Annotated in this window: 24 protein-coding genes; 10 read left to right on the top strand and 14 right to left on the bottom strand. The window is 66.4% G+C overall.

Features of this window, described 5'->3' with window-relative positions; all coding sequences use genetic code 11:
• The first annotated feature begins 74 nt into the window (after positions 1–74).
• The 4 genes from metX to WS45_RS30180 all read left to right on the top strand — a co-directional run bounded on the left by metX (position 75) and on the right by WS45_RS30180 (position 4,397).
• Positions 75–1,220, top strand: coding sequence for a homoserine O-succinyltransferase MetX (gene metX, locus WS45_RS30195; protein ID WP_059534960.1), 1,146 nt, complete (start codon positions 75–77; stop codon positions 1,218–1,220).
• Positions 1,217–1,825, top strand: a complete 609-nt coding sequence (metW, locus tag WS45_RS30190; protein WP_044847830.1) for a methionine biosynthesis protein MetW — start codon at positions 1,217–1,219, stop codon at positions 1,823–1,825. The genes metX and metW overlap by 4 nt, the downstream gene beginning before the upstream one ends.
• 117 nt (positions 1,826–1,942) lie before the next feature.
• A complete protein-coding gene (locus WS45_RS30185; RefSeq protein ID WP_059534957.1) occupies positions 1,943–3,364 on the top strand; it encodes an AmpG family muropeptide MFS transporter in 1,422 nt (473 codons plus the stop codon).
• Positions 3,354–4,397: a M48 family metallopeptidase gene (locus WS45_RS30180; protein ID WP_059534955.1), complete on the top strand. Its 1,044-nt coding sequence runs from the start codon at positions 3,354–3,356 to the stop codon at positions 4,395–4,397. The genes WS45_RS30185 and WS45_RS30180 overlap by 11 nt, the downstream gene beginning before the upstream one ends.
• A 66-nt stretch (positions 4,398–4,463) precedes the next feature.
• Here the strand turns inward: WS45_RS30180 and WS45_RS30175 are convergent, their stop codons facing one another.
• Positions 4,464–5,408 carry an AraC family transcriptional regulator gene (locus WS45_RS30175; RefSeq protein ID WP_059534954.1) on the bottom strand — a complete coding sequence of 315 codons (945 nt, stop codon included), beginning with the start codon at positions 5,406–5,408 and terminating at the stop codon, positions 4,464–4,466.
• A 227-nt stretch (positions 5,409–5,635) separates the two neighbouring features.
• On the opposite strand from WS45_RS30175, the gene WS45_RS30170 reads away from it, so the two are divergent.
• Positions 5,636–6,688: an NAD(P)-dependent alcohol dehydrogenase gene (locus WS45_RS30170; protein WP_059691926.1), complete on the top strand. Its 1,053-nt coding sequence runs from the start codon at positions 5,636–5,638 to the stop codon at positions 6,686–6,688.
• An 85-nt stretch (positions 6,689–6,773) separates the two neighbouring features.
• Here the strand turns inward: WS45_RS30170 and WS45_RS30165 are convergent, their stop codons facing one another.
• The 9 genes from WS45_RS30165 to gatC all read right to left on the bottom strand — a co-directional run bounded on the left by WS45_RS30165 (position 6,774) and on the right by gatC (position 14,491).
• Positions 6,774–7,496, bottom strand: coding sequence for a hypothetical protein (locus WS45_RS30165; protein WP_059703218.1), 723 nt, complete (start codon positions 7,494–7,496; stop codon positions 6,774–6,776).
• On the bottom strand, positions 7,493–8,107 hold the full coding sequence (locus tag WS45_RS34440) for a hypothetical protein (RefSeq protein ID WP_082722088.1): 615 nt from the start codon (positions 8,105–8,107) through the stop codon (positions 7,493–7,495). Before WS45_RS34440 ends, WS45_RS30165 begins: the two co-directional genes overlap by 4 nt.
• Positions 8,104–8,676: a PAAR domain-containing protein gene (locus WS45_RS34435; RefSeq protein ID WP_257140697.1), complete on the bottom strand. Its 573-nt coding sequence runs from the start codon at positions 8,674–8,676 to the stop codon at positions 8,104–8,106. Before WS45_RS34435 ends, WS45_RS34440 begins: the two co-directional genes overlap by 4 nt.
• Positions 8,645–9,031 carry a PAAR domain-containing protein gene (locus WS45_RS34430; protein ID WP_156437348.1) on the bottom strand — a complete coding sequence of 129 codons (387 nt, stop codon included), beginning with the start codon at positions 9,029–9,031 and terminating at the stop codon, positions 8,645–8,647. The genes WS45_RS34435 and WS45_RS34430 overlap by 32 nt, the downstream gene beginning before the upstream one ends.
• A 337-nt stretch (positions 9,032–9,368) precedes the next feature.
• The gene (locus WS45_RS30155; protein WP_059534945.1) at positions 9,369–10,142 is read right to left on the bottom strand and encodes an exodeoxyribonuclease III; all 774 of its coding nucleotides are present in this window, start codon (positions 10,140–10,142) and stop codon (positions 9,369–9,371) included.
• A 49-nt stretch (positions 10,143–10,191) separates the two neighbouring features.
• Entirely contained in the window at positions 10,192–11,031 is an 840-nt protein-coding gene (locus tag WS45_RS30150; protein WP_059534943.1) for a polyphosphate kinase 2 family protein, read from the bottom strand.
• Between the two features lie 126 nt (positions 11,032–11,157).
• Positions 11,158–12,630, bottom strand: coding sequence for an Asp-tRNA(Asn)/Glu-tRNA(Gln) amidotransferase subunit GatB (gene gatB / locus WS45_RS30145; RefSeq protein ID WP_059534941.1), 1,473 nt, complete (start codon positions 12,628–12,630; stop codon positions 11,158–11,160).
• 4 nt (positions 12,631–12,634) lie between these two features.
• Entirely contained in the window at positions 12,635–14,125 is a 1,491-nt protein-coding gene (gene gatA / locus WS45_RS30140) for an Asp-tRNA(Asn)/Glu-tRNA(Gln) amidotransferase subunit GatA (RefSeq protein ID WP_059691924.1), read from the bottom strand.
• 66 nt (positions 14,126–14,191) lie between these two features.
• On the bottom strand, positions 14,192–14,491 hold the full coding sequence (gene gatC / locus WS45_RS30135; protein ID WP_006407213.1) for an Asp-tRNA(Asn)/Glu-tRNA(Gln) amidotransferase subunit GatC: 300 nt from the start codon (positions 14,489–14,491) through the stop codon (positions 14,192–14,194).
• 367 nt (positions 14,492–14,858) lie between these two features.
• On the opposite strand from gatC, the gene WS45_RS30130 reads away from it, so the two are divergent.
• From WS45_RS30130 to rodA, 5 genes are all read left to right on the top strand, one after another.
• Positions 14,859–15,902, top strand: a complete 1,044-nt coding sequence (locus WS45_RS30130) for a rod shape-determining protein (RefSeq protein WP_004189550.1) — start codon at positions 14,859–14,861, stop codon at positions 15,900–15,902.
• Positions 15,903–16,029: 127 nt separating this feature from the next.
• Positions 16,030–17,097 carry a rod shape-determining protein MreC gene (mreC, locus tag WS45_RS30125; RefSeq protein ID WP_059703128.1) on the top strand — a complete coding sequence of 356 codons (1,068 nt, stop codon included), beginning with the start codon at positions 16,030–16,032 and terminating at the stop codon, positions 17,095–17,097.
• On the top strand, positions 17,094–17,606 hold the full coding sequence (mreD, locus tag WS45_RS30120; protein ID WP_009687274.1) for a rod shape-determining protein MreD: 513 nt from the start codon (positions 17,094–17,096) through the stop codon (positions 17,604–17,606). Before mreC ends, mreD begins: the two co-directional genes overlap by 4 nt.
• Positions 17,607–17,715: 109 nt before the next feature.
• Entirely contained in the window at positions 17,716–20,001 is a 2,286-nt protein-coding gene (mrdA, locus tag WS45_RS30115) for a penicillin-binding protein 2 (protein ID WP_059703126.1), read from the top strand.
• Positions 20,002–20,012: 11 nt separating this feature from the next.
• Positions 20,013–21,161, top strand: coding sequence for a rod shape-determining protein RodA (rodA, locus tag WS45_RS30110; RefSeq protein WP_059534933.1), 1,149 nt, complete (start codon positions 20,013–20,015; stop codon positions 21,159–21,161).
• A gap of 108 nt (positions 21,162–21,269) precedes the next feature.
• On the opposite strand, the gene WS45_RS30105 is transcribed toward rodA, so the two are convergent.
• The 4 genes from WS45_RS30105 to queE form a co-directional block, all read right to left on the bottom strand.
• On the bottom strand, positions 21,270–22,046 hold the full coding sequence (locus WS45_RS30105; protein ID WP_059703124.1) for a tetratricopeptide repeat protein: 777 nt from the start codon (positions 22,044–22,046) through the stop codon (positions 21,270–21,272).
• Positions 22,043–22,828 (bottom strand): HpcH/HpaI aldolase family protein, encoded by a 786-nt coding sequence (locus WS45_RS30100; protein ID WP_059703122.1) that lies wholly within the window; start codon positions 22,826–22,828, stop codon positions 22,043–22,045. The genes WS45_RS30105 and WS45_RS30100 overlap by 4 nt, the downstream gene beginning before the upstream one ends.
• 276 nt (positions 22,829–23,104) lie before the next feature.
• Positions 23,105–23,557: a 6-carboxytetrahydropterin synthase QueD gene (gene queD, locus WS45_RS30095; RefSeq protein WP_044847357.1), complete on the bottom strand. Its 453-nt coding sequence runs from the start codon at positions 23,555–23,557 to the stop codon at positions 23,105–23,107.
• An 18-nt stretch (positions 23,558–23,575) separates the two neighbouring features.
• Positions 23,576–24,208 (bottom strand): 7-carboxy-7-deazaguanine synthase, encoded by a 633-nt coding sequence (gene queE / locus WS45_RS30090; protein WP_059468636.1) that lies wholly within the window; start codon positions 24,206–24,208, stop codon positions 23,576–23,578.
• Positions 24,209–24,214 lie beyond the last annotated feature (6 nt).

Raw genomic sequence — 24,214 nt, 5'->3', positions numbered from 1 at the left:
AGGTCGTCAGCCGCGCACCTTCGCCTCCGCGCATCGCCGACACCGTTTAGCCGCCCAGTCATAAGGCGGAACGAATGGAATCGATCGGCATCGTCGCTCCACAGACCATGCACTTCGCCGAACCGCTGCGCTTGCAAAGCGGCAGCGTGATCGGCAACTATCAGCTCGTCGTCGAGACGTACGGCGAGCTCAACGCCGCGCGCTCGAACGCGGTGCTCGTCTGCCACGCGCTCAACGCGTCGCACCACGTCGCCGGCATCTATGCGGACGACCCGCGCAGCACCGGCTGGTGGGACAACATGGTCGGCCCGGGCAAGCCGCTCGACACCAACCGCTTCTTCGTGATCGGCGTGAACAACCTCGGCTCGTGCTTCGGCTCGACCGGCCCGATGAGCATCGATCCGTCGTCCGGCAAGCCGTATGGCGCGCGCTTTCCGGTCGTCACCGTCGAGGACTGGGTGCATGCGCAGGCGCGCGTCGCCGACGCGTTCGGCATCGAGCGCTTCGCCGCCGTGATGGGCGGCAGCCTCGGCGGGATGCAGGCGCTCGCATGGAGCCTGATGTATCCGGACCGCGTCGCCCACTGTATCGACATCGCATCGACGCCGAAGCTGTCCGCGCAGAACATAGCGTTCAACGAGGTCGCGCGCTCGGCGATCCTGTCCGATCCCGACTTCCACGGCGGCGACTACTACGCGCACGGCGTGAAGCCGAAGCGGGGCCTGCGCGTCGCGCGGATGATCGGCCACATCACGTATCTTTCCGACGACGACATGGCCGAGAAATTCGGCCGTGCGCTGCGCCGCGCGGACGGCGCGCTCGACGCGTACAACTTCAGCTTCGACGTCGAATTCGAGGTCGAGTCGTACCTGCGCTACCAGGGCGACAAGTTCGCCGACTACTTCGACGCGAACACCTATCTGCTGATCACGCGCGCGCTCGACTACTTCGACCCGGCGAAGGCGTTCGACGGCAACCTGACGGCCGCGCTCGCGCACACGCAGGCGAAGTACCTGATCGCGAGCTTCTCGACCGACTGGCGCTTCGCGCCCGCGCGGTCGCGCGAGATCGTGAAGGCGCTGCTCGACAACAAGCGCACGGTCAGCTACGCGGAGATCGACGCGCCGCACGGCCACGACGCGTTCCTGCTCGACGACGCGCGCTACCACAACCTGCTCCGCGCGTATTACGAACGAATCGCCAACGAGGTGGGTGCATGAACCAGCAAGCGCTGAACTCCCTGTCCGCACGCGCGGACTTCCGTGCGATCGCCCGCTGGGTCGAACCGCGCGCGACCGTGCTCGATCTCGGCTGCGGCGACGGCTCGCTGCTGTCGCTGCTGTCCGAGGAACTGGACGTGTCCGGCTACGGGATCGAACTGAACGACGCGGGCGTGCTCGCGAGCGCGAAGAACGGGATCAACGTGATCCAGCAGAACCTCGAGGACGGCCTGCGCCTGTTCGAGGATCACAGCTTCGATTTCGCGATCCTGTCGCAAACGCTGCAGACGATCCACCAGACGGCCGCGATCCTGCGCGAAACCGCGCGTGTCGGACGCGAATGCATCGTGTCGTTCCCGAATTTCGGCTACTGGGCGCACCGGCTGTCGGTGCTGCGCGGCCGGATGCCGGTGTCGAAGTCGCTGCCTTACCAGTGGCACAACACGCCGAACGTCCGGGTGCTGACGATCAAGGATTTCGAGGCGCTCGCGCCCGAAGTCGGCGTCACGATCCTCGACCGCATCGTGCTGCACGAAGGCCAGCCGATTCGATGGGGAGCGAACTGGCGTGGTAGTCTTGCTGTCTACCGCGTCAAGCGCAGCTGAGCCGGGGAGCCGTTGACGGATGATCCGGCCCGCACCCGCGTGCGGCCGCCCCTCCTGCGCCGCCCGCGCCGCCTGCGCTGCCGCCGCAATCAAGTCAACGCTACCCGGTTTCCGTCCATGTCCAAAACGCCACACGAGGCGCCCGCACTCACTGCTCACGAGGATCATCCCGGCTGGCGCGCCTATCTGAACACGCACATGCTGATCTGCGTGTTCCTCGGCTTCACGTCGGGGCTGCCCCTGTTCACGCTCGTCTACCTCGTGCAGGCATGGCTGCGCTCCGAAGGCGTGAACCTGAAGGAAATCGGCCTGTTCGCGCTGATCCAGTTCCCGTATACGTGGAAGTTCCTGTGGGCGCCGCTGATGGACCGCTTCATCCCGCGCCTGCCCGGCTGGCGGCCCGGCCGCCGGCGCGGCTGGATGCTGCTCACGCAGGTGCTGGTCGCCGGCGCGATCGCCGCGCTCGGCTTCGTGTCGCCGCGCGACTCGATCTGGACGGTCGCTGCGCTCACGACGCTCGTCGCGTTCTTCGGCGCAAGCTCCGACATCGTGATCGACGCGTATCGCCGCGAACTGCTGCGCGACACCGAGCAGGGCCTCGGCAACGCCGTGCACGTGAACGCGTACAAGCTCGCCGCGCTGATCCCCGGCTCGCTGGCGCTGATCCTGTCCGACCACATGCCGTGGGACGTCGTGTTCGCGATCACCGGCGCATTCATGCTGCCGGGCATCCTGATGACGCTGCTCGTGCGCGAGCCCGAGGTGGTCGGCGCGCCGCCGCGCAACCTGCGCGACGCGATCGTGCTGCCGTTCCGCGAATTCATCCAGCGCGACGGCTGGAGCGGCGCGCTGCTCGTCATCGCGTTCATCTTCCTGTTCAAGATCGGCGACACGATGGCGACCACGCTGTCGACGTCGTTCTTCCTCGACATCGGCTTCTCGCGCACCGAAATCGGCATCGTCGCGAAAACCACCGCGCTCGTCGCGAGCGTCGCCGGCGGCATCATCGGCGGCATCTGGCTCGTGAAGATCGGCATCGGCCGCGGGCTGTGGATCTTCGGCGCGCTGCAGATGGTGTCGACGCTCGGCTTCGCGTGGCTCGCACAGGTCGGCCCCGGCTCGCCGGTGCTCGCGGTGATTTACGACTTCACGGTCGCGGCAAGTCACGCGCTCGCGTCGTTCCTGTCGATCTTCGGCTTCGAGGTCACGCCGCATCTGAGCCCGATGACGGTCGCGCTCGCGCTCGTCTACGCCGCCGAAACGTTCACCACCGGCCTGACGATGGCCGCGTTCGTCGCGTATATCGCGAGCACGACCGACCCGCGCTACACGGCCACGCAGTTCGCGCTGTTCACGAGCCTCGCGTCCGTGCCGCGCACGCTCGCATCGGCCGCGAGCGGCTTCATCGTCGCGAAGATCGGCTGGTTCGACTACTTCATCGTGTGCACCGCGCTCGCGATCCCCGGCATGCTGCTGCTGTTCAAGATCGCGCCGTGGAACGGCACCGCGCGCAACGGCGAGGCCAGCCGTGCGCAATGATCGACTGCATCGCGCGGCACGCGTCGCCGCCGCGCTGAGCGTCGGCATCGCGGCGTGCAGCGCGGCGGGAAGCGCACAGGCAGCCGACACGAGTGCGGCCGCGCCCGCCACCGCGCCGGCTGCACCGTCCACACCCGCCACGCCCGCCGCTGCCGGTGCGCAATCCGCCGCCGAAGCCGCGCAGCCGACCGGCGCCGCCGTGCCCGCGAAGGCCTATGCCCCGACGTCGCAGCAGGTGCGCTACGGCAACGCGATCGCGTTCCGCACGCTGATCCCGTCGCCGCTGCTCGAACAACTCACCGCGAGCGAATACGCGCAGATCGTGCAGGCTGCCGCCGACAGCGACCGCCTGCTGCCCGCGAACCAGCCGCGCGTGAAGCGGCTGCGCGCGATCGTCACGAAGCTCGCGCCGTATTCGGTGAAGTGGAACGATCGCGTGAAGACCTGGACATGGGACGTCAACGCGATCCGCTCGCGCGACATCCGCGTCACGTGCCTGCCGGGCGGCAAGGTGCTCGTGTACGGCGGACTGCTCGATCGCGTCCGCCTGAACGACGACGAGTTCGGCGTGCTGCTCGCGCACGGCATCGCGCATGCGCTGCGCGAACACGCACGCAGCAATTTCAGCACGACGTCGCAAACGTCGCTGCGCGCGGCCTCGCTGCCGCCGCTGTTCGGCGTCGGCGATCCGCTGCCGCAGGCGCTGAATCTCGGCGCGCGTCTGCAGACGCTGCGCTACGACCCGACCGACGAAACCGAAGCCGACGTGATCGGCGGCGACATTGCCGCCCGCGCGGGCTTCGATCCGCGCGCGGCGATCACGCTGTGGGACAAGCTCGCGGCGGCGACGCGCGCGAACAGGACGTCGGGCTTCATCTACACGCATCCGTACAGCGCCACGCGGCGGCAGGATCTGCTGAACCGCCTGCCGGACCTGATGCCGCTGTATGCGAAGGCCGTCGGCAAACGGGTCGACACGCTGCCCGACTACGCGGGCATCAGCGCGCAGCGGCGCAAGATCGTGCGGCGCTGAGCGCGGCATCCGGCGGCTTCCCCGGCAGTTTCCCCGCCGCGCATCGCCGGCACATGAGGCCGGGCGCTACGCGCCGACTTCCGACTCGACGGGCCTGGTGCCGCTTTCGCGCATCCAGCGCACGTCGTCTCCGGGGCTGCGGCCGAACAGCCGCTTGAACTCGCGGCTGAACTGCGACGCGCTCGCATATCCCACCCGCGCCGCGGCGGCACCGGCCCCGAGGCCGTCCTGCACCATCATCAACCGCGCCTGGTGCAGGCGCGCGGCCTTCACGTACTGCATCGGCGACGTCGCCGTCACGTGCTTGAACTGCGCGTGGAACACCGCGAGGCTCATCCCGGCCTCGCGCGCGAGCGTCTCGACGTCGAGATCGGCCTTCAGGTCCGCATGAATGCGCCGCAGCGCCTTCGCGATGCGGCCGAAATGATGTTGCTGGACGAGCGCCGCGCGAATCGCGTCGCCCTGCGCGCCCGTCAGCACGCGGTACGCGATCTCGCGCATGATCGCCGGCCCGAGCACGCGCGTGTCGTGCGGCGACGCGAGCGCTTCGAGCAGCCGCACCACCGCGTCGGCGAGCGGCGCATCGAGCGGCGTCGAATAGACGCCGTGCGGCTCGCTGACCGCCGCACCGAGCGTCTCGTCGAGGAGGATCGCGAGCTCGGCGATCACCGCGAGATCGACGCGGATCGAGATCGCGAGAAACGGCTCGTCCATGCTCGCGAAGGTCTCGCATTCGAACGGCAGCGGCACCGACAGCACGAGATACTGCTGCGCGTCGTAGACGAACGAGCGGTCGCCGAGATAGCCGAGCTTGCGGCCCTGGCACACGACGATGATGCTCGGCTCGTACAGCACCGGCATGCGCGGCACGGGGCGGCTCACGCGAAAGAAGCGCACGCCGTCGAGCGCCGCCTGCGTATCGCCGTCGTTCGGCGCGAGGCGCGCATGCAGCTCGATCATGCGGCGCCGCACACGGTCGCCCGCGTCGTCGAAAAGGGGCTGGAAGCTCATCGGCGTCGTCCTGTCCGGCAAGAGAATCAGGCTTGCAATGTAGCACCGTGAAAGCATTTTGACGGCCGTTCGCGTGTAATTCGAGAGGAATAGGCAAATCTTCGAGACCTTCGTGTATTTCGCCGACGCGGCTCGCTCCTTACGATGGGCACCTGTCTCGCCGCGTCGCCACATGATGCGGCGGCAGTCTGATTCGCCGGACGTTTTCCCGGACAAGGAGCCCCTGCATGAGCACAACCTACGCTTACGCGGCGACCGACGCGCAGTCGCCGCTCGCCCCGTTCGAATTCCAGCGCCGCGCGCTGCGCGACCTCGACGTCCAGATCGAGGTGCTCTACTGCGGCGTCTGCCACTCGGACCTGCACCAGGCCCGCAACGAATGGCGCAACACGATCTACCCGGTCGTGCCGGGCCATGAAATCGTCGGCCGCGTGACCGCGACCGGCCCGCAGGTATCGCGCTTCAAGGTCGGCGAGCTGGTCGGCGTCGGCTGTCTCGTCGACTCGTGCCGCACCTGCCCGAGCTGCGCGGAAGGCCTCGAGCAGTATTGCGAAAACGGCTTCGTCGGCACGTACAACGGCCAGGACCGCGTGACCGGCGACGTCACGTACGGCGGCTATTCGACGCAGCTCGTGGTCGACGAGGCATTCGTGCTGCGCGTGCCCGAGACGCTCGACCCGGCCGGCGCCGCGCCGCTGCTGTGCGCGGGGATCACGACCTATTCGCCGCTGCGCCAGTGGAACGTCGGCCCCGGCAAGAAGGTCGGGATCGTCGGCCTCGGCGGGCTTGGCCACATGGGCGTGAAGCTCGCGCGCGCGATGGGCGCGCACGTCGTGCTGTTCACGACGTCGCCGTCGAAGGTCGAGGACGGCAAGCGCGTCGGCGCGCATGAAGTGGTGATCTCGAAGGACGACGCGCAGATGAACGCGCACCTGAACAGCTTCGACTTCATCCTGAACACGGTCGCCGCGCAGCACGACCTGAACCCGTTCCTGCACCTGCTGAAGCGCGACGGCACGATGACGCTCGTCGGCGCGCCGGAGCACGACCATCCGTCGCCGCAGGTGTTCAACCTGATCTTCAAGCGCCGCCGCCTCGCGGGTTCGCTGATCGGCGGGATCGCGGAGACGCAGGAAATGCTCGACTTCTGCGCGGAGCACGGCATCACGTCGGATATCGAAACGATTCCGATGCAGCAGATCAATGCCGCTTACGAGCGGATGCTGAAGAGCGACGTGAAGTACCGGTTCGTGATCGACATGGCGTCGATCAAGCAGTAAGCGTTGCCTCAGGCCCGCGAACGCGCCTCCGAATCGATATCGTGGGCACGACACTTCGGTAGTGTCCGCGATATCAACGGAAACGTCAGTCGCTGTCCTGCAGCGAGAATTGAAACGGATTCTCCGGCGTATTGAATCCGAGCCGAAGCGTATCGCTGGTTCGAGCAAAGCGTCGCCCGTCGAACGTGTAGTACTCGACCAGCAATCCAGTCTGCGCCGCATGCGCAGCATCTAACAGATAGCTATTCTTCGGAAATACGAGCTTCCCGTCACTCGTCACAGCAACAGCACGGCATGACGAAAGCAGACCGGGCAATTGCAGAAACGTTGGCTTGCGCGCCAACGGATTCATCACCAGGAAGACTTGCCGGTATCGGCTGGCGGCCTCTCCCGACGCGCTGCCGCTACCTTCCACACAAATCAGCGGTGGGTGGGCACCGGCTCGCTCGACGACGTACACGTCGGACGAGCCCGGATGTATGTCGGTCGCACGCTCGCCCGGGAATGCCGTCGCACGCGCGAACCGATAGGCTCGGCCGTTGACGACGATGCGGTCCTGCCAGACTTCAAGATCGAGTGCTTGTCGTCCCAACTCGGCGTGCAGCGCCGCGAATTGGCCCGGCTTTCCAGGGAAAGCATAGAGCACATGCGCACCAGGCGTGTTCAGGTCAACCTCTCGCTCAACCGGGGAGTGAAATACCGAGCCTGGCCGTGCCTCGTAGAACGCGTCGTAACTGTCATACGATTCAGCCATGGCGTCGTGCGGCAAGACAACCACTGCTGCCACCAGTATCGATATGATTTTCATCTGTATGCCTTCGCTCCCGTCGCCCTCAGAAAATCGGGATTGAATTTCCAGAAAATTGTGCTTCCATGGGCCGCGGTTGACACCCATACCGAATCGTAGCGGCCTCGTTCAGTGCCATCGACTGTTTTTCCAGTCTTCTTGTTTACCACTCTCCATCGCGTGACGAACGTCCCAGGATTCTCCCGTACTCCGAAAATGTTGTGCGACGGTGCCCCCCACTTGAATGTATCTCTGACTTTCGGGTGTGATGCGTACGCGGTCATGAAGTCACGACCATCCCACCAAAATGCACCATTCGATGGGTCAGGACCTTCATTTTCGAGCGCTTTGCGCGCCCACTCGACAGCCAGCCTCATCCCCGAGTCGGCATCGAGTTTGTCGTCTGGGGTAGACATCAGCTTGTTGAACCGTTGATTGGTGCCATTCCACGCATAGGCATAGTTCCGGTCCGTTGCACGCAGTTGGGATACGCTCTTCCCACCCCATGCCCGACATCGGTTTGCGACCGCAAAAGCGATTCCTCCGATTTCGTCCGAATCGTTTGCGACAGACGCTTCACCGTATGCGATCGCAGCAAGCAATCGCAGATCCTCGTTAATCGCATCACTCATCGGACATTCCCTGTACGCCACACTATGACAGTGAGATCAGGGTATGTTTTCATCGGGAACGAGCGCGTTCTGCCGTAGGCAAGAGGCACGTCGTTAACGAGCGTGCATCCGTTGCCCAGCACTTTGTAGCTCATGCCTTCGACAGGTTTTCCGGAGATTGCATCGACAATCTCGAAAAAATGCTCGAAATCGTCGTCAGGGGCATCCGACATCAGTGCCGAACTCGGATCCGCCGCGTGCGCAACGGTCAGTGTGCCGTCATCGATATATGAATTCAGGAATATTCCCGGATTGCCGCCGACGAGGACTCGATTCGCTTTGCACGGACAGAGTACGAGGTCGCCTTCGACAACTACAACCCGACCTTTTTCCGATATCCCTTTACCGGTTCCGAATATTTTGAATGTCCCATTACAGTTGCCGCACGTCGCTTCGTCGCCGCTCAGCGCCACGTGCCTTCCATCGTCATAAATCGTGGACGAATAAGCGATCACGGTTCCACACGTCGTTGTAGGGTCGCCATGCCGAATCGCCGCCTTACGCACCGCCGCCTCCCGTACGAACAACATCGGCCAAAATCGGCGAATACGCCGGTTCAAACAGCCGGGGAATCTCCTCGCCATCTCGAACCGTAATGTTGTCGCACGCGTCCCGCGCAGCGGTCACGATACGATCACCATTACTCAAATGGGATCCGGTGACTGTCATCACCGGCCTGCCGTGCCACATGACGGCAAAGCCGGCCCCATCTACGATCATGGCCTCTGTTCCTTCCTCGTATGCAACGATATCGCCGACTACGGCCAATCCCAGATTGTCGATCGTCGCATTGGTGGACACGCGCGTAACCCTCCCACCGCGCTCGGTTCCCGCGCCGATAGTGGTGAAAAGGTACGTCGTTTCGTTGATTGCTTGTTCCAACACGCAAAGTTCTCCTCACTGAATGGACCATCGCGGCCTGAGGACGGCCGTGATGAATGATTCGCGCTTTCGGAAAACACGCGAGTATCCGTCGAGCAGTCTCCACAAAACGAGGGGGCCTTGAATATCGGATGAGTCTGAAAATGCGTGTGCTGCATGAACGAATCAGAGCCGCGTACAAGCGGCATTCGCTAAACATTGGGACGAATAGCCGTCGCCCGGCGGCATGATCACCGCACCGAAACAAAAACGAAACGGGCCGCATGTTCGACATGCGGCCCGTTTTCGCATCCGGCGACCGGACGGCTCGACGGCGACGCGCGTCGCGTCGCGCCGACGCTCACTTCTTGTAGTCGTAATCCACCGTCAGCGGCGCGTGATCGCTGAACTTGATGTCCTTGAAGATCGACGTGCGCTTCGCGGTGCCGGCCACGCCCGGCGTCGCGATCTGGTAATCGATCCGCCACCCAACGTTCTTCGCGTACGCCTGGCCGCGGTTGCTCCACCACGTGTACTGCTCGGGGCGCGGGTCGAGCGTGCGGAACACGTCGACGTAGCCGACATCGTCGAACAGCTGCGTGAGCCACGCCCGCTCTTCCGGCAGGCAGCCCGAGTTCTTCTGGTTGCTCTTCCAGTTCTTGATGTCGATTTCCTTGTGCACGATGTTCACGTCGCCGCACAGGATCACCTCGCGCTTCTTCTTCAGCTCGGCGAGGTGCGGCATGAACTCGTCCATGAAGCGGTACTTCGCCTGCTGCCGCTCTTCGCCGCTCGAGCCGGACGGCACGTACACCGACACGACCGACAGCTTGCCGTAGCGCGCCTCGACGTAGCGCCCCTCGGCGTCGAATTCGCTGCTGCCGAAGCCGATGATCACGTCATCGGGCTCGTGGCGGCTGTACACGCCCGCGCCGCTGTAGCCCTTTTTCTCGGCGTGGTGGAAGTAGCTCCTGAAGCCGTGCGGCTCGACGAATTCGGCCGGCAGGTCGTCGGCCGATACCTTGATTTCCTGCACGCACACGCAATCGGCGTTCTGTTCGCCGAGCCATTCGAAGAAGCCCTTCTTCGCGGCGGAGCGGATGCCGTTCAGGTTGGCGGTAATCACTCGCATCATGTCGGGTTCCGTTGTTCAGTTCAGTTCGATGTTGTTACAGGATCGCAGCCTAGCGGATCTTCACGCCCTCGAGTTCCGGCTTCGGCGGCGGGAATTCGAGCTTCATGTCGGTCATCGTGCGTAGCAGCAGCTCGGCGATCATCACGTTGCGATGCGTCTTCGAGTTCGCCGGGATCACGTACCACGGCGCATGCTCGGCCGACGTCGCGGCGAGCGCGTCGCGGTACGCCGACTGGTACGCGTCCCAGTGCTTGCGCGCGTCGAGATCGGCGATGTCGAACTTCCAGTGCTTGGTCGGATCGTCGATGCGCGCCTGCAGCCGCTCGCGCTGCTCGTCCTTCGAGATGTGCAGGAAGCACTTGATGATCGTCGTGCCGTTCTCGAACAGCATCGTCTCGAAATCGCGAATCTGCCGGTAGCGGCGCTCGCATTCCTTGCTGTCGATCGCGTCGAGCACGCGCGGCACGAGCACGTCTTCGTAGTGGCTGCGGTTGAAGATCGCGAGTTCGCCCGCGGCCGGCGCCTGCAGATGCACGCGCCACAGGAAGTCGTGCACGGCCTCGATCGGCGTCGGCGCCTTGAACGACACGACGCGCAGGCCGAGCGGGTCGACCTCGCGGAACACCGCGCGCACGGTGCCGTCCTTGCCGCTGGTATCCATCCCCTGCAGCACGAGCAGCACACGCTTCTTCTGCTGCGTGTGCAGGCGCTCCTGCTGTACGTCGAGTTCGGTCGACACGGCCGACAGCCGTTCGCGGTCGGCATCCTTCGACCCCGACGAGAACGGCTTCGCGGCCGGATCGAACGCATCGAGCGTGAATGCGGCGGCTTCCTTCTCGCGCGTGCTGTACGGCACGCGGAAATCGTCGAGCGACGGTTGTTTCGCCATTCGTTCCTCCGTTGGACGGTGCGACGCACACGCGCACACGATACCGCATGCACCAAAACGACGGGCCGCCCCGAACAGGTTCGGCGGCGGCCCGTCGTCAGGCGCGGTTCAGGCGCGCGGCCATGCTCAGCCGAGCTTCTTCTTCAGCAACTCGTTGACCTGCTGCGGATTGGCCTTGCCCTTGGTCGCCTTCATCGCCTGGCCGATCAGCGCGTTGAACGCCTTTTCCTTGCCGGCGCGGAACTCCTCGACCGACTTCGCGTTCGCCGCCAGCACCTCGTCGATGATCGCTTCCAGCGCGCCGGTGTCGGAGATCTGCTTCAGGCCCTTCGCGTCGATGATGCGGTCGGCCGCGCCTTCGTCGGTCGCCTTCTCGTCCCAGATCGTCGCGAAGATTTCCTTCGCGATCTTGTTCGAGATCGTGCCGTCGGCGATGCGCTGCAGCACCAGCGCGAGCTGCGCGGCCGAGACGGGAATCGCGTCGATCTCGATGCCGTCGCGGTTCAGCTGCGACGACACGTCGCCCATCAGCCAGTTCGCGGCGATCTTCGCGTTCGCCGCGCCGGCCTTCGCGACCACGGCCTCGAAGTACGCGGCCATCGCCTTGCTCGACGTCAGCACGCCCGCGTCGTACGCGGACACGCCGTACTGCTCGACGAAACGCTGCTGCATCGCGGCCGGCAGCTCGGGCATCCCGGCCTGCACGCGCTCGACCCAGTCGCGGCCGATCACGAGCGGCATCAGGTCGGGGTCGGGGAAGTAGCGGTAGTCGTGCGCGTCTTCCTTGCTGCGCATCGAACGCGTCTCGCGCTTGTCCGGATCGTAGAGGCGCGTTTCCTGCACGACCTCGCCGCCGTCCTCGATCAGCTCGATCTGGCGGCGCACTTCGTAGTTGATCGCTTCCTCGAGGAACCGGAACGAGTTCAGGTTCTTGATCTCGGCGCGCGTGCCGAACTTCTCCTGGCCGACCGGCCGCACCGACACGTTCGCGTCGCAGCGGAACGAGCCTTCCTGCATGTTGCCGTCGCAGATGCCGAGCCACACGACGAGCGCGTGCAGCGCCTTCGCGTAGGCCACGGCCTCGGCTGCGCTGCGCATTTCCGGCTCGGTGACGATCTCGAGCAGCGGCGTGCCCGCGCGGTTCAGGTCGATCCCCGTCATCCCGGCGAAGTCTTCATGCAGCGACTTGCCCGCGTCTTCCTCGAGGTGCGCGCGGGTCAGGTTGACCGTCTTCTCGTACGCTTCCTTGCCGGCCTTTTCGTTGGCGGGCACCTGGATCGTGATCTGGCCGCCCTGCACGACCGGAATCTCGTACTGGCTGATCTGATAGCCCTTCGGCAGATCGGGGTAGAAATAATTCTTGCGCGCGAAGATGCTGCGCGGCGCGATGGTCGAACCGATCGCAAGGCCGAAGCGGATCGCGCGTTCGACCGCGCCGCGGTTCAGCACCGGCAGCACGCCCGGCAGCGCCAGGTCGACCGGGCAGGCCTGCGTGTTCGGCTCGGCGCCGAACTGCGTCGACGCGCCGGAGAAAATCTTCGAGACGGTCGACAGTTGCGCGTGCGTCTCGAGACCGATGACGACTTCCCATTGAGTCATATGCTTACACCCCCGCCGGAACTTGCTTGTGCCAGTCGGTCGCGCGCTGGAACGCGTCGGCGACCTGCAGCATCCGGGCTTCGTTGAAATAGTTGCCGATGATCTGCAGACCGACCGGGCGCTTCGCGTTCGCGCCGGCGCCGAAGCCGCACGGCACGCTCATGCCGGGGAGGCCTGCGAGGCTCACCGACAGCGTGTAGATATCCGCGAGATACATCTGCACCGGATCGTCGCCCTTCGCGCCGAGATCCCATGCGACCGTCGGCGACGCCGGGCCCATGATCACGTCGCAGGACTTGAACGCTTCCTGGAAATCGTTCGCGATGATGCGGCGGATCTTCTGCGCCTGCAGGTAGTACGCGTCGTAGTAGCCGTGCGACAGCACGTAGGTGCCGACGAGAATACGGCGCTTCACCTCGGGGCCGAAGCCTTCCGCGCGCGACTTCTTGTACATGTCGAGCAGATCGCCGTACTGCGCGGCGCGGTGGCCGAAGCGCACGCCGTCGAAACGCGACAGGTTCGACGACGCCTCGGCCGGCGCGATCACGTAATACACGGGGATCGACAGTTCCGTCTTCGGCAGCGACACCGGCACGAGCGTCGCGCCGAGCGCCTCGTACTGCTTGAGCGCCGCGTCGATCGACGCGCGCACGTCGTCGGCGAGGCCGTCGCCGAAATATTCGTTCGGCAGGCCGATGCGCAGGCCCGCGAGCGGCTTGCCCGCATCGTTGCCCGGCGCCCACGGCTGGCCGATGTGGCGCGTGAAGTCTTCGTCGTCGCGCTCGAGGCTCGTCGAGTCGCGCTCGTCGAAGCCGGCCATCGCGTTCAGCAGCAGCGCGCAGTCGGACGCGCTTTGCGCCATCGGGCCGCCCTGGTCGAGCGACGACGCGAACGCGATCATCCCGTAGCGCGACACGCGGCCGTAGGTCGGCTTGATGCCCGTCACGCCCGCGAACGACGCGGGCTGGCGGATCGAGCCGCCGGTGTCGGTGCCGGTCGCGGCCGGCGCGAGACGCGCGGCGACGGCCGCCGAGCTGCCGCCCGAGCTGCCGCCCGGCACGGCGTTTGTGTCCCACGGGTTCTTCACGGCGCCGAACGCCGAATTTTCGTTGGACGAGCCCATCGCGAACTCGTCCATGTTGGTCTTGCCGAGCGTGACCATGCCGGCCGCCTGCAGGCGGGCGACGACGGTCGCGTCGAACGGGCTCTCGTAGTTCGCGAGCATCTTCGAGCCGGCGGTCGAGCGCCAGCCGCGCGTGACGAACACGTCCTTGTGCGCGATCGGCAGGCCGGTCAGCGCGCCGCCCGCGCCGCGCGCGAGTTCGGCGTCGGCGGCCTTCGCCTGCGCGAGGGTGAGGTCGGCGTCGACATGGACGAACGCGTTCAGGTCGCGTGCCGCGTCGATCCGTTTCAGGTAGAGCTGCGCGAGCTCGACGGCCGAGCATTCCTTGGCGGCGAGCGCGGCGCGCAGTTCGGTCAGGCTTTTTGCGTGCATTGAGTGGTTTTCCTGGGAATTCTGGGTGGCGCGCGGCGCGAAGGCGGCGCGCTTGTCATCGAATGCTTACTCGATCACCTTCGGCACGAGATAGAGGCCGTCCTGGACGGCCGGCGCCGGACGCTGGTTGTCGTCGCGATTGACGACTTCCGTCACGGCGTCGTCGCGCAGGCGCTGCGCGACTTCCTGGATCTGTTCGATCGGGTGGGCGAGCGGCGCGATGCCGGCGGTGTCGACCGCCTGCATCTGCTCGACGAGGCCGAAGAATTCATTGAGCTGGCCGAGCGTATGCTCGGCGTCGGCGTCGGCCATTTCGAGTCGCGCCAGGTGCGCGATGCGTTTCACATCGGTCAGGGTCAGGGCCATGCGATCACCGGAAAAACAAGGCTGCGCAGCGCATCGAAAACCGCGCTGCGGCGGGGGGTTGGAGGGTGCGATCCCACCCTCAAAAATCGGGGCCGAAGCGGCAAAAATACCGTCCGTTTCGATTCAAATACCGTGAAATTATAAGGTATCATTACGCGTTCGACCCAAACCCGGCAGCCTTTTCCCGCACCGTTTCGCCCCGCTTCGGCAAGCCGTGCGTGCTTCGTGCGATCCCCGGTAGACATCACTCGCAGCTTCGTGCGCCGCGGCGGCCGCTTCCGCCACGCTTCCCGAGGCTGTTATTTTTTCCGCTGCCGCCCTCAGCGTTCGCTATGCAGGGCCGGCCCAGAGCGAAACAGGATTCTGAATGTTCGGTTTTTTGCGCAGCTACTTCTCCAACGATCTGGCGATCGACCTCGGCACCGCAAACACCCTGATCTACATGCGCGGCAAGGGCATCGTGCTCGATGAACCGTCCGTCGTGTCGATTCGTCAGGAAGGCGGCCCCAACGGCAAGAAGACGATCCAGGCGGTCGGCAAGGAAGCCAAGCAGATGCTCGGCAAGGTGCCGGGCAACATCGAGGCGATCCGCCCGATGAAGGACGGCGTGATCGCCGACTTCACCGTCACCGAGCAGATGATCAAGCAGTTCATCAAGACGGCGCACGAGTCGCGCATGTTCTCGCCGTCGCCGCGCATCATCATCTGCGTGCCGTGCGGCTCGACCCAGGTCGAGCGTCGCGCGATCAAGGAGGCGGCGCATGGCGCCGGCGCGTCGCAGGTCTACCTGATCGAGGAGCCGATGGCGGCCGCGATCGGCGCGGGCCTGCCGGTGTCGGAAGCCACGGGCTCGATGGTCGTCGACATCGGCGGCGGCACGACGGAAGTCGGCGTGATCTCGCTCGGCGGCATCGTCTATAAAGGCTCGGTGCGCGTCGGCGGCGACAAGTTCGACGAGGCCATCGTCAATTACATCCGCCGCAACTACGGGATGCTGATCGGCGAACAGACCGCCGAGGCGATCAAGAAGGAAATCGGCTCCGCGTTCCCGGGCTCCGAAGTCAAGGAAATGGAAGTGAAGGGCCGCAACCTGTCGGAAGGCATTCCGCGCAGCTTCACGATCTCCAGCAACGAAATCCTCGAAGCGCTGACCGATCCGCTGAACCAGATCGTGTCGTCGGTGAAGATCGCCCTCGAGCAGACGCCGCCGGAACTCGGCGCCGACATCGCCGAGCGCGGGATGATGCTGACGGGCGGCGGCGCGCTGCTGCGCGACCTCGATCGCCTGCTCGCGGAAGAAACCGGCCTGCCGGTGCTCGTCGCCGAAGATCCGCTCACCTGCGTCGTACGCGGTTCGGGCATGGCGCTCGAGCGCATGGACAAGCTGGGCAGCATCTTCTCGTACGAGTGATCGCCTAAGCAGTCCCGCTTGATATGACGCACCCGCGGCGTGGCCGGATCGCTCGTTCAGAACGAACCGCCGCGCCGTTTGCGCGTCTGAGCATTATTTAACCGATCACACGCGCCCGGCGCCGACCATGGAATACAGTCCGCCGCCCCTCTTCAAGCAAGGTCCGCCCGCGCTCGCGCGGCTCATCTTCTTCGTCGCCCTCGCCATCGCGCTCCTCGTGTCGGACGCGCGCTTCAGCACGCTCGAAATCGTCCGCGGCGTGCTCGGCACCGTGCTGTACCCGCTGCAGCGCGCGGCGCTCGTGCCGCGTGACCTGTTCATGGGCGCGGCCGACATCGCCGTCACGGGTTCATCGCTCCGCCACGAGAACGACGCGCTGCGCAAGCGCAACCTGCAATTGTCCACGCAGGCCAACCAGGCCGCGGTGCTCACGCAGGAAAACATGCACCTGCGCGCGGTGCTCGAGCTGCGCCAGCACATCGCGACGCAATCGACGCCCGTCGAAATCCAGTACGACACCAGCGACCCGTTCACGCAGAAGATCGTGATCGGGCAAGGTTCGCAGCAGGGCATCCAGAACGGCGCGCCGGTCGTCAGCGAGGACGGCGTGATCGGCCAGATCACGCGCGTGTTCCCGCTGCAGGCCGAAGTCACGCTGATCACCGACCGCGATCTCGCGATTCCCGTGCAGGTGCTGCGCACCGGCCTGCGCAGCGTGATCTACGGCACGCCGAAGGGCGACTCGCTCGACCTGCGCTTCGTACCGACGAGCTCGGACCTCGTCGCCGGCGACGAACTCGTCACGAGCGGCCTCGACGGCGTGTATCCGCCGGGCCTGCCGGTCGCGAAGGTCGTGCGCGTCGACAAGCTCGCCGATACCGCGTTCGCGCGCGTGACCTGCGCGCCGGTCGCCGCCGTGCGCGGCGCGCGCCAGATGCTGGTGCTGCACTACCAGAACGACGTCCCGCCGCGCCCGGCCGAGTCCGATCCGGCCGCCGAGAAGAACGCGAAGGGCAAGAAGGGCGCCAAGGCCGCCGCGAAGAGCGACAAGGCCGAAAAGGCCGACGCGAACGCGAAGGCGGCCGCCGCGGCCGCGCCCGGCGCGAAACCCGCGCCGTCGGCACCCGTCGCTCCGGCCAAGCCCGCCGTCGCGCCCGCGAAGCCCGCGGCCGGGCAATCAGGAGCCCAGCAATGAACCGCCCGCAATACATCCTGCAGCCGGTCAACCCGTACTTCATCGTCTTCAGCCTCGCCGCCGCGTTCCTGCTGAACCTGATGCCGTGGGGCCGCCTGCCCGGCGTGCCCGATTTCGTCGCGCTCGTGCTGCTGTTCTGGAACATCCACCAGCCGCGCAAGGTCGGGATGGGCGTCGCGTTCGCGCTCGGCATCCTGATGGACGTGCATGACGCGGGGCTGCTCGGCGAGCACGCGCTTGCTTATACGCTGCTGTCGTACGGCGCGATCACGATCCACCGCCGCGTGCTGTGGATGCCGATCGGCGTGCAGGTGCTGTACGTCACGCCGCTGCTCGTCGTCGCGCAGCTGGTGCCGTTCGTGATCCGCCTCGTGATGGGCGCCGCGTTTCCCGGCTGGCGCTATCTGGTGGACGGCTTCGTCGAGGCCGCGCTGTGGCCGATCGCGAGCCACCTGCTGCTGATGCCGCAACGCCGCCCGGTCGACCCGGACGATACGCGCCCCATCTGAGCCGGACCGACCTTGAATACCCGCCGCCCCCACGCCCGCGCGCCGCGCTCCGGGGCGGCGCCTCGCCCGCGCGCGCTCGCCGCGCACGGGCCAGACCGATCGTAACCGCATGACCGAATTCAACGACACCCAACAGCAGCTCTCGAAGTTCCGCCTGCGCGTCGCGGCGGCGGGCGTGTTCGTGTTCGTCTGCTTCGGGCTGCTCGCGAGCCGCTTCTTCTACCTGCAGTTGATGCAGCACGGCAAATACGCGCTGCAGGCCGAGGAAAACCGCATTTCGGTCGCGCCGATCGTGCCGAACCGCGGGATCATCACCGATCGCAACGGCGTGGTCCTCGCGAAGAACTATTCGGCATACACGCTCGAGATCACGCCGTCGAAGCTCGACGACACGCTCGACAACACGATCGACAAGCTGTCCGCGATCATCCCGATCGACGCGCGCGACCGCCGCCGCTTCAAGAAGCTGCAGGAAGACTCGAAGAACTTCGAGAGCCTGCCGATCCGCACGCGCCTCACCGACGCGGAAGTCGCGCGCTTCACCGCGCAGCGCTTCCGCTTCCCCGGCGTCGACGTGCGCGCGCGCCTGTTCCGCCAATACCCGCTCGGCACGACGGCCGCGCACGTGATCGGCTACATCGGCCGCATCTCGAAGCGCGACCAGGATCGCATCGACGCGATCAGCGACGACAACGACAGCGACCAGGAACACTACGATCCGCGTCGCGACGCGAACAACTACAAGGGCACCGACTACATCGGCAAGATCGGCGTCGAGCAGAGCTACGAAACCGAGCTGCATGGCCTCACGGGCTTCGAGGAAGTCGAGGTGACGGCCGGCGGCCGGCCCGTGCGCACGCTGTCGCGCACGCAGGCGACGCCCGGCAACAACCTCGTGCTGTCGCTCGACATCGGGCTGCAGCAGGTCGCCGAGCAGGCGTTTGCCGGCAAGCGCGGCGCGCTCGTCGCGATCGAGCCGAAGTCGGGCGACGTGCTCGCGTTCGTGTCGTCGCCGAGCTTCGACCCGAACTCGTTCGTCGACGGCATCGACCAGCAGACCTGGGACGAGCTGAACAACTCCACCGACAAGCCGCTCCTGAACCGCCCGCTGCACGGCACCTACCCGCCCGGCTCGACGTACAAGCCGTTCATGGCGCTGGCCGGCCTGACGCTCGGCAAGCGTTCGCCGGGCTGGGGCTTCCAGGATCCCGGCTACTTCACGTTCGGCGGCCACACGTTCCGCAACGACGTGCGCTCGGGCCAGGGCTGGGTCGACATGAACAAGGCGATCATGGTGTCGAACGACACCTACTTCTACATGCTCGCGCGCGACCTCGGCGTGAACGCGATCGCGAACTTCATGAAGCCGTTCGGTTTCGGCCAGATCACCGGCATCGACATCCAGGGCGAGGCGCGCGGGATCCTGCCGTCGACCGACTGGAAGAAGAAAGCGTTCAAGAAGGCCGCGCAGCAGAAGTGGTTCGACGGAGAGACCATCAGCCTCGGGATCGGCCAGGGCTACAACTCGTTCACGATCCTGCAGCTCGCGCACGCCACCGCGACGCTCGCGAACAACGGCGTCGTGATGAAGCCCCACCTCGTGAAGGAAGTCGAAGATCCCATCACGCGCGGGCGCCATCTGACCGTGCCGAAGGAAAGCGAAACGATTCCGCTCAAGCAGGCCGACATCGACGTCGTGAAGCGCGGGATGGAGAACGTGATCGAAAACCCGTCCGGCACCGCGTACAAGGTGTTCCGCGGCGCGCCCTACCTCGCGGCCGGCAAGACCGGCACCGCGCAGGTGTTCTCGCTGCAGGGCTCGAACTACAAGGGCCACCTGCTCGCCGAGCACTTGCGCGACCACGCGCTGTTCATCGCGTACGCGCCGGTCGACCATCCGCAGATCGCCATCGCGCTGGTCGTCGAAAACGGCGGTTGGGGCGCGCAGGCCGCGGGCCCGATCGCACGCCGCGTGCTCGATTTCTATCTCGTCGATCGCCAGAAACCGGAGAACGAGGCGGCCGCCGTCGCCGCCGCTGCGTCGGCGACCGAGCCGATCAACGCACCGGTGATCGGCGATGCCTCGAAGACCGTGTCCGTCGCGGCCGGCTTCAAGGCGCTTGCGCAGCCCGTCGTGCCGACCGCGGCCAGCGCGGCGGATGCGGCATCGGCCGCGTCGACGCCCACTGCATCGGGTGCGGCCGGGGCAAGCGCGGCGCAACCGGCCGTCGCGAGCGCGGCAGCGCCGATGGCCGCGAGCCTGCCGCCGATCCGGCGCCCGCACCGGCCGCGCCGGCCCGCCAGCGACGCGCAGCCGCTCGCCACCGCGCCGCGCGACGACAACTCCCGTGCCCTGGCCGCCGCGAAAGCGGCGAACGCCGGCACCGCTCATTAACGGAGAAAGGCATGCAATTCGACAAGCGCGCCTGGCTCGACAAGATCAAGCAGATGTTCGCGGGCTTCGACCGCCCGCTCGCCCTCATCGTGTTCCTGCTGCTGTGCGTCGGCATCGTCACGCTGTACAGCGCGTCGATCGACATGCCGGGCCGCGTCGAGGACCAGTTGCGCAACATCCTGCTGACGTTCGTGCTGATGTGGGTGATCGCCAACATTCCGCCGACGACGCTGATGCGCTTCGCGGTCCCGCTGTATTCGTTCGGGGTCGCGCTGCTGATCGCGGTCGCGCTGTTCGGGATGACCAAGAAGGGCGCGAAGCGCTGGCTGAACGTCGGCGTCGTGATCCAGCCGTCGGAAATCCTCAAGATCGCGACACCGCTGATGCTCGCGTGGTATTACCAGCGCCGCGAAGGCGGGCTGCGCTGGTACGACTTCGTCGCCGCGTTCGGGATCCTGATGGTGCCGGTCGGGTTGATCGCCAAGCAGCCCGACCTCGGCACGGGCCTGCTCGTGTTCGCGGCCGGCTTCTTCGTGATCTACCTCGCCGGCCTGTCGTTCAAGCTGATCGTGCCGGTGCTCGTCGCGGGCGTGATCGCGGTCGGCTCGATCGCCGTGTTCGAAGAGCGCATCTGCCAGCCCGACGTGCAGTGGCCGCTGATGCACGACTACCAGAAGCACCGCGTGTGCACGCTGCTCGATCCGACTTCCGACCCGCTCGGCAAGGGCTTCCACACGATCCAGGCCGTGATCGCGATCGGCTCGGGCGGCGTGCTCGGCAAGGGCTATCTGAAGGGCACGCAGGCCCACCTCGAGTTCATTCCGGAGAAACACACCGACTTCATCTTCGCGGTGTTCTCGGAGGAATGGGGGCTCGCAGGCGGCCTCGTGCTGCTGACGCTCTACATGGCGCTGATCGCGCGCGGGCTCTACATCGCCGCGCAGGGCGCGACGCTGTTCGGCCGGCTGCTCGCGGGCTCGCTCACGCTCGCGTTCTTCGTCTATGCGTTCGTCAACATCGGGATGGTGAGCGGCGTGCTGCCCGTCGTCGGCGTGCCTTTGCCGTTCATGAGCTACGGCGGCACCGCGCTCACGACGCTCGGCATCGCGATCGGGATGATCATGAGCGTCGGGCGACAGCGGCGGCTGATGAAGAGCTGACCCCGCGGCACGGCACGCGGTCGCCGGCAGAGCAGTCTGCGGCAAAGAAAACGGCGCCTCGTGCGCCGTTTTTCCTTGGGCAGGTCGAATGCGGTGCGTGCCGCCCGCTCACTGCGGCGTCGCGCGCGGGCTCCCGTGGTCCGCGCCGGCGCCCGATGCCGGCTCCGGCGTCTTCAGGCGCGCGCTCAGCTCCTTGAATTTCAGCCCGGCTGTCTCGTCGCCCTGCGCCGCCGCGGCCGCGTAATACGCGCGCGCGATGTTCAGGTTCTGCGTGACGCCGTCGCCGCCGCGCTCGTAGAACGATGCGGTCACGTACTGCGCGGTCGGCTCGCCCGCGTCGGCTGCCTGCTTGTACCACGCGAACGCCTGCCGGTTGTCGCGCGGCGTGCCGCGCCCGTCGAGAAACTGGTTCGCGAGCGACAGCTCGGCCTGCACGTGCCCTTGCTTCGCCGCACGCAGGAACCAGCGGTGCGCTTCGGCCGGATTGCGCGCGACGAACTCGCCGTCGTCGAACATCCGCCCGTACACGTACTGCGCATGCGACATGTTCGCGTCGGCCGCCCGCTTCAGCCAGCGCAGCCCCTCGTCGACGTTCGCGGTCACGCCGACGCCCGTGAGCAGCATCATCGCGTAGTTGAACTGCGCGAGCCGGTCGCCGCGTTCGGCCGCGTCGTGAAACTGCACCAGCGCCGCGCGATAGTCGCCGGCGTTGTAGTCGGCCACCGCGGATTGCGTCTCGCGCGCCGGGTCCGGCTTCGCGTGCGTCGCATTCTGCGCGACCGCCGCAACGCACACGGCCCACAGCCCGAGCATCGTGCCGATCCGCGCGCATACGCCGGCCGTACGCCGCGCGCGGCCGGGCCTCGCGCCGTCGCCGCCGTTCATGACCGCACCTCCTGCAGCGCCTGGCGCGTCGCGCGCAGCAGCCAGCTCACGTCGGCCGACAGCGTGATCATCCGGTAGCCGGCCTCGCGATACTGGCGCGCGGTCGCGGTATCGTTCGCGAAGATGCCGACCGCGACGCCGGCCTGCTTGCCGGCCGCGAGCACGCGCGCCATCGCGGTTTCGACGTCCGGGTGGCGGCTGTCGCCGAGATGCCCGAGGCTCGCCGCCAGATCGGCCGGGCCGACGAACAGGCAATCGACGCCCGGCGTCGCGGCGATCCGCTCGACTTCATCGATACCGCGCGCCGATTCGATCTGCACGATCACCGCGACCTGCGCGTTCGCCGTCTGCAGGTAATCGCGGCGCATGCCGAACGCCGCCGCACGCACCATGCCGGCCACGCCGCGCAGCCCGTCGGGGGAATCCGGCGACGGGAAGCGCGTGAGCCGCACTGCGTGCGCGGCCTCGTCGGGCGTCTCGATGCACGGGAACATCAGCGTGCGCGCGCCGGCGTCGAGCGCGCGTTTCACGAGCCACGGCTCGCGCCCCGGCACGCGCACGACGGGCTCGCTCGGCAGGTGCGCGGCGGCCAGCGCGCGCAGTTGCGACGCGACGTCGCGGCTGTCGTTCGGCGCGTGCTCCATGTCGATGCAGAGCCAGTCGTAGCCGGCGTGCGCGAGCGCTTCCGCGGCCATTTCGCAGCCGAGCGACAGCCACAGGCCGTACAACGGCTCGTCGCCGTCATGCAGACGTTGTTTGAGGGAATTGGTGAGCGTGCTCATCGATACGGCCTCCGGGACGGAACGGCAATCGAACGGGACAAGCAACAAGCGAAGCGGGCGCAACACGGGGCCCTGGAACGTCAGTCGGCCGTGGGCGGCCGATCTGACAGCGCGGGCCGCGCGCTGGCGCACGGATGCGTTTTCCGGTGCCACGCAGCGATCATAGCGCGGCGTTACGCGGAATGTGGGAACAGGCGGGGAGCGGCGCCGGACGAGGCCGCACGGCACGGCGGCAGGCAGCCCGCGCCGGTTGGCGAGGCTGCCGAAACGGCAGGATCAGCGGCCGGGCTGGCGTTCGACGTCGGCCCAGCAGTTCGGCGTTTCGTACAGACGCACGCGTTCCAGGCGCAGGTTCACGCCGTAGTGCGCGTCGTACACGTTCGCGAGGATGTCGAATGCGATCGCCGCGAGGTTCTCGACGGTCGGGATCCGGTCGAGCACGACGGTCTTGTGGTCGGCCATCTGCTCGAGGAACGAGCGCACGACTTCGTCGCGCGCGTAGACCAGGAACGCGTGATCCCACTTGTTGACGAGGTGCTCGACCGCGAGTGCCTTCACGTCGGCGAAATCCATCACCATGCCGCGGTCGGGCGCCCCCTCGGTATCGACGAGATCGCCGCGCAGCGTGACTTCGAGCACGTAGCGGTGGCCGTGCAGGTTCCGGCACTGGCTGCGGTGATCGGGAATGCGGTGGCCCGCGTCGAATTCGAGTTTTCGGGTAATCAGCACGATGTCAAAAGCCGTGGCTCAGGGAATGTTCAGATATTTGTGGGTCTGCATCGACAGCCGCCACTGCGGATGCCGCTTGCACCAGTCGATCGCGAGCTTCGTATTGAGATCGCGCGACGGGCCGTCCATCGGCTGCACGAGAAAATACTCGAAATCGAGCTTCGCGTAGTCGGCAAGCCGCTGGTTGTCCTGCGGGATCACGACCTTCAGTTCGTTGCCCTTCGTGACGACGAGCGGCGCGTCGGCCTTCGGGCTCACGCAGATCCAGTCGATCGTCTCGAGCACGGGCAGCGAGCCGTTGGTCTCGATCGCGATCTCGAAGCCCGCCGCATGCAGCGCGTCGACGAGCGGCTGGTCGAGCTGCAGCATCGGCTCGCCGCCCGTGCAGACGACGAAGCGATGCGCTTCGCCGTCCGGCCACAGGCCGGCGATCGTCGCGACGAGCGCTTCGGCATCCTTGAACTTGCCGCCGTTCTCGCCGTCGGTGCCGACGAAGTCCGTATCGCAGAAACGGCACACGGCGTCCGCACGGTCCTCTTCGCGGCCCGACCACAGATTGCAGCCGGCGAACCGGCAGAACACGGCCGGACGGCCCGCGTTCGCGCCCTCGCCCTGCAACGTGTAGAAAATTTCCTTGACCGCGTAAGTCATCGTGCT

Origin of the sequence: Burkholderia sp. RF2-non_BP3 (assembly GCF_001522185.1) — a bacterium.
GTDB classification, from domain to species: Bacteria; Pseudomonadota; Gammaproteobacteria; order Burkholderiales; family Burkholderiaceae; genus Burkholderia; species Burkholderia diffusa.
This window is presented reverse-complemented; position numbering and strand designations above follow the sequence as displayed.

Excerpts from the sequence above, each read along its gene's own strand:
- WS45_RS34440 (WP_082722088.1), bottom strand. The coding sequence starts at position 8,107 with ATGAGTGATGCGATTAACGAGGATCTGCGATTGCTTGCTGCGATCGCA.
- rodA (WP_059534933.1), top strand. The coding sequence starts at position 20,013 with ATGCAATTCGACAAGCGCGCCTGGCTCGACAAGATCAAGCAGATGTTC.
- WS45_RS30185 (WP_059534957.1), top strand. The coding sequence starts at position 1,943 with ATGTCCAAAACGCCACACGAGGCGCCCGCACTCACTGCTCACGAGGAT.
- gatB (WP_059534941.1), bottom strand. The coding sequence starts at position 12,630 with ATGACTCAATGGGAAGTCGTCATCGGTCTCGAGACGCACGCGCAACTG.
- metW (WP_044847830.1), top strand. The coding sequence starts at position 1,217 with ATGAACCAGCAAGCGCTGAACTCCCTGTCCGCACGCGCGGACTTCCGT.
- WS45_RS30130 (WP_004189550.1), top strand. The coding sequence starts at position 14,859 with ATGTTCGGTTTTTTGCGCAGCTACTTCTCCAACGATCTGGCGATCGAC.
- WS45_RS30105 (WP_059703124.1), bottom strand. The coding sequence starts at position 22,046 with ATGAACGGCGGCGACGGCGCGAGGCCCGGCCGCGCGCGGCGTACGGCC.
- queE (WP_059468636.1), bottom strand. The coding sequence starts at position 24,208 with ATGACTTACGCGGTCAAGGAAATTTTCTACACGTTGCAGGGCGAGGGC.
- WS45_RS30155 (WP_059534945.1), bottom strand. The coding sequence starts at position 10,142 with ATGATGCGAGTGATTACCGCCAACCTGAACGGCATCCGCTCCGCCGCG.
- WS45_RS30165 (WP_059703218.1), bottom strand. The coding sequence starts at position 7,496 with ATGAAAATCATATCGATACTGGTGGCAGCAGTGGTTGTCTTGCCGCAC.
- WS45_RS30175 (WP_059534954.1), bottom strand. The coding sequence starts at position 5,408 with ATGAGCTTCCAGCCCCTTTTCGACGACGCGGGCGACCGTGTGCGGCGC.
- mreD (WP_009687274.1), top strand. The coding sequence starts at position 17,094 with ATGAACCGCCCGCAATACATCCTGCAGCCGGTCAACCCGTACTTCATC.
- WS45_RS30100 (WP_059703122.1), bottom strand. The coding sequence starts at position 22,828 with ATGAGCACGCTCACCAATTCCCTCAAACAACGTCTGCATGACGGCGAC.
- gatA (WP_059691924.1), bottom strand. The coding sequence starts at position 14,125 with ATGCACGCAAAAAGCCTGACCGAACTGCGCGCCGCGCTCGCCGCCAAG.
- WS45_RS34435 (WP_257140697.1), bottom strand. The coding sequence starts at position 8,676 with ATGTTGTTCGTACGGGAGGCGGCGGTGCGTAAGGCGGCGATTCGGCAT.
- metX (WP_059534960.1), top strand. The coding sequence starts at position 75 with ATGGAATCGATCGGCATCGTCGCTCCACAGACCATGCACTTCGCCGAA.
- WS45_RS30170 (WP_059691926.1), top strand. The coding sequence starts at position 5,636 with ATGAGCACAACCTACGCTTACGCGGCGACCGACGCGCAGTCGCCGCTC.
- mreC (WP_059703128.1), top strand. The coding sequence starts at position 16,030 with ATGGAATACAGTCCGCCGCCCCTCTTCAAGCAAGGTCCGCCCGCGCTC.
- gatC (WP_006407213.1), bottom strand. The coding sequence starts at position 14,491 with ATGGCCCTGACCCTGACCGATGTGAAACGCATCGCGCACCTGGCGCGA.
- mrdA (WP_059703126.1), top strand. The coding sequence starts at position 17,716 with ATGACCGAATTCAACGACACCCAACAGCAGCTCTCGAAGTTCCGCCTG.
- WS45_RS30150 (WP_059534943.1), bottom strand. The coding sequence starts at position 11,031 with ATGGCGAAACAACCGTCGCTCGACGATTTCCGCGTGCCGTACAGCACG.